We start from the raw sequence: 3,710 nt of genomic DNA, 5'->3' as shown, positions 1-3,710 counted from the left end.
TTCCTATGCTCAGTAAAATCAAGATGAGAAGAAACCAGAAGGGTTTCACCCTGATCGAGCTGATGATTGTTATTGCCATCATCGGTATTCTGGCGGCCATCGCCATTCCGCAGTTTGCCAAGTACCGTGAAAGATCCTTTAATACATCAACCTTGAGTGACCTGAGATCAACGGCAGGTGAACTTGAAGGATACTATGCTGAATGGCGTGCATATCCCACAACAACAGCAGGTGCTGTAGCTGGGTTTGCCGCAACACAGGCAAACGCTGCTGCTCCCCACGAAGTAACTTTCCCTGGCAATGGTGTTGGTGCAGCGACCTTCCCTGCCTTGGTAGTTCCACTCGGCCCCGATGTAAGGATGGTTGGCCGGTCAAGAGGGCCGATAGTGGCTGCCGGCATCACAACAAACTTGGCTACTTACGCAATTGCAAATGCCAATACCAAAGGAACCTTGATTTATTCTACAAACAGCAGGCTCCAGCCGTTATATTTCCAGAGAACAAAAGCCGCAGGAAATCCCATCGCTGCTTTAGCAGATGATGTAATTGTTCTTGATACTCTGGAGCTTGCGGGAGCCGCACATACAGATGCAACACGCACAGCAGCTGCTCGTGCCCTTTACACCGCAGACGTTTGGCTTGGAAGCGATGTTCAATAATAAAATAATAGCTTAATCAGCCCTTTTTTCTCCCCTCCGGCCTCGCCGGAGGGGTTTTCATTTAACCTACCCCCTGCACAAGGATTCCCATGATCCACATTGCAGCCCAAAAAACCTACCGCAATAAAGACCTTTTCAGAAAACAAGCCCCCTTCACCGCAGACATTGACCTTGAATTTGCAAAAGCCTCCACCACGGGCATCATCGGAGCCAATGGTGCTGGCAAAAGCAGTACCCTCAAGCTTATTCTTGGTTTTATCCGCAAGGACCAGGGCAGCATCACCCTAAACGGCCTTACCCCCGAAAACCCCCTTTCCAGAAAAAGCATCGGCTATCTGCCGGAAAACCCCTATTTCTACGACCACCTCACCCCTGTGGAGCTGCTTTCCTTTGGAGCCAAAGCTTCCGGTATGGATAAGGCCGGGCTTTCCGACCGCATTCAGGCCCTGTTGCGGGAAGTGGGCATGGACCATGCCGCAGGCAAAAAACTCAGGGAATGCTCCAAGGGCATGGTGCAGCGGGTGGGTCTTGCCTTTGCCCTCATCCACGACCCGGAAGTGGTGATTCTGGATGAACCCATGTCCGGCCTTGACCCCTTGGGCCGTAAAATGGTGGTGGACCTTCTTTTAAGGCTCAAACAAAAACAGAAAACCATTATTTTCTGTTCCCACATTTTAACGGATGTGGAAAGAATCTGCGATACCGTGGTAATGATGCACAGGGGTAGCATCCGTAAGGTTCTCAAACGGGATGACCTTGAAAAGCTCGGTAAAACCCTGAGGGTGCTCCTGGATACCCAGACGCCTCTGTCCGAAAACCGCTGGCCCTGCACGGGTTTGGCCTCAGGCCTGAAAGCTATCGACTGCCAGCACCATGAGGTGGAGGAGGTACTGACCCTGTGCCGGAAGGAAGGCATACGGGTGGTGGGTATGGATCCCCATGCGGGTGGCCTTGAAAAAGAATTTTTAGCCATGGCAGGAGAAAAACCATGATGCAGAGAATCTGGGCCCTTGCCCTGCTTACCTTCAAAGAAGGTATGCGGGACCGGGCACTTTACGGTATTTTTCTCTTTTCCCTCATGGTCATGGCCTTAGGCTTTGTGGTTGTGGGCTTTTTTATGCGGGAGCTTTCCAAGGTGGCTTCGGATTTCAACCTTTCCGCCTTAACCTTCGGCGGCCTGCTCCTGACACTTTTTGTCAACAACCAGCTCCTTGCCAAGGACATCGACAAGCGTACCATTTACATCGTGCTTTCAAGGCCCTATGGCCGGGGAGAATACATTGTTTCAAAATACCTTGGACTCATGCTTTTAACCTCTGCGGCTATTTTCATGCTGGCTGTCTGCGCCAGTGCAGGGGTGGGGCTTTCCTATCTGCGCTATCCCGCCTATTTTGAAAGTTTTTCCTTTAAAATCTTTCTTCTGGCCATATTTGGCGAGTTTCTCATGCTGGCGGTTTTGAATGCCGTGGTGGTTTTTTTTGCCTCCTTCAGCTCCAGTGCCTTTCTCACCCTGCTGTTCAGCACGGCGGTGTACATTGTGGGTGAGACCATTGAAACCGTTGTCCGCTTTTTAAAAACCCAGGCCCAGTCCACGGAAGTGCCCATGGCAGCGGCGGTGGAAGCCCTTCTCAACGTCTGCCGTTACATCATTCCCAATCTTTCTGTATTTGACCTTAAAGTTCAGGCGGCCCACGGCATGGCCGTTTCCCTCAGCTATGTTCTTTTCATCACATTTTACGGCATGGCCTCTGTTCTTGTGCTGCTTTTTCTGGCATCGCAGATCTTTAAGGGGAGGGAGTTGGGATGAAAAGCCTTGCTGTATCCATTGTGGCTTTTTCCTTTCTTGTTCTTGCCTATATGGGCGCATGGCAGGGTGTGCACAGGGATCGTGAAAAAATTCTTAGCGATCCCATGATGGACTATACCCTGCCTTCAAAGGTGACTGGTCCCATGTCCCTGCGCTTTAAAGGGCTTGCTTCTGATTTTCTTTTTCTGAAAACCACCACCTTCATCGGTGAGCAACTGATTCGCTCCGGCAACCTTGAAGATGCCCACGGAGAATATATTTTTGAATCTGTGGATGCCATTTCAGACCTTGATCCCCATTTCTGGGACCCCTACTACCTTTCCTTCATGATACTTTCCTGGGAGCTGGATGATTTTGAAAGGGCAAGGATTCTCATGGAAAAGGCCATGGCGCACAGGGAAAAAGACTGGCGCCCTCCCTATTACATTGGTTTCGGATGCTATTATTTCAAAGGCGACAATGAATGCGCCGCAGAATACATGGGACGTGCTGCCCTCATGGCCGATGCCCCCAGCCATGTTGTCCTGCTGGGTTCACGCTTTCAGATCACTGCCCGTCCCCACAGGGCAGCCCTTCTCTTTTTAAAACAGATGCTTCTGGATACACGGGATACAATAACAAGGATGCACCTTGAAAAGCGCATCCTTGTCCTGGAAAGGCTGGATCTTCTGGAAGGGGCTGTGCGCCGGTTCCATGCAGAGTATCAGCGTCTGCCGGAAACGCTGCATGAACTGACAGAAAAGGGCATACTTGATGCCATTCCCGAAGATCCTTATGGGGGAGAATTTTATATTCTTGAAAATGGCAGGGTATTTACAAGCAGTGCGTTGCGGGACGGGCCATAATCAGCCGCTCTTGTCTCCTTGCTTAGCCAATGCCAGCCCCTCTCACATCCAGATTCGATCATCACAACATTCTGGAATCATATATTTCTGTATTTTTCCTCACACTTTGCCTTATCCCTGATCTGGTCCGTCAGGAAGATTCGGTCGGTGTAAAGGAAAGGTGAAAAAATTATTTTTCGTCCCCCCTTTTCCCTGGCAGCCATTTTTCCAGCACCCGCACAAGTTCATCCGGGTCCACGGGCTTTGGGATATAATCATCCATACCCACATCCAGGCAACGATCCCGATCCTCAGGCATGGCCCCTGCGGTCATGGCAATAATGGGAATTCTCTCCATCCGGATTGCGGATCTGCCGGGCTCCCAGACACGCCCGGCCCTGCATCCGCCTCCGGCCTCCT

General features: G+C 50.9%; 4 protein-coding genes and 1 pseudogene. 4 read left to right on the top strand and 1 reads right to left on the bottom strand.

What is annotated here, in order from left to right:
* Window positions 1–23: 23 nt before the first annotated feature.
* The 4 genes and pseudogenes from RBR60_RS16895 to RBR60_RS16350 all read left to right on the top strand — a co-directional run.
* Window positions 24–120: pseudogene (locus tag RBR60_RS16895) on the top strand (prepilin-type N-terminal cleavage/methylation domain-containing protein); the annotation flags it as partial.
* A 628-nt stretch (window positions 121–748) separates the two neighbouring features.
* A complete protein-coding gene (locus RBR60_RS16360) occupies window positions 749–1,651 on the top strand; it encodes an ABC transporter ATP-binding protein (protein ID WP_320358788.1) in 903 nt (300 codons plus the stop codon).
* Window positions 1,648–2,466 carry a hypothetical protein gene (locus tag RBR60_RS16355; RefSeq protein WP_320358786.1) on the top strand — a complete coding sequence of 273 codons (819 nt, stop codon included), beginning with the start codon at window positions 1,648–1,650 and terminating at the stop codon, window positions 2,464–2,466. The genes RBR60_RS16360 and RBR60_RS16355 overlap by 4 nt, the downstream gene beginning before the upstream one ends.
* A complete protein-coding gene (locus RBR60_RS16350) occupies window positions 2,463–3,311 on the top strand; it encodes a hypothetical protein (protein WP_320358781.1) in 849 nt (282 codons plus the stop codon). The genes RBR60_RS16355 and RBR60_RS16350 overlap by 4 nt, the downstream gene beginning before the upstream one ends.
* A 169-nt stretch (window positions 3,312–3,480) precedes the next feature.
* Here RBR60_RS16350 and RBR60_RS16345 read toward each other — a convergent pair.
* The coding region (locus RBR60_RS16345; RefSeq protein ID WP_320358780.1) for a response regulator at window positions 3,481–3,710 on the bottom strand (230 nt) is incomplete at its 5' end.

The sequence above is a fragment of the Desulfobotulus sp. genome (assembly GCF_034006065.1).
GTDB lineage: Bacteria > Desulfobacterota > Desulfobacteria > Desulfobacterales > ASO4-4 > Desulfobotulus.
This window is presented reverse-complemented; position numbering and strand designations above follow the sequence as displayed.

Coding starts and splice junctions, on each gene's coding strand:
- RBR60_RS16360 (WP_320358788.1), top strand. CDS start 749: ATGATCCACATTGCAGCCCAAAAAACCTACCGCAATAAAGACCTTTTC.
- RBR60_RS16355 (WP_320358786.1), top strand. CDS start 1,648: ATGATGCAGAGAATCTGGGCCCTTGCCCTGCTTACCTTCAAAGAAGGT.
- RBR60_RS16350 (WP_320358781.1), top strand. CDS start 2,463: ATGAAAAGCCTTGCTGTATCCATTGTGGCTTTTTCCTTTCTTGTTCTT.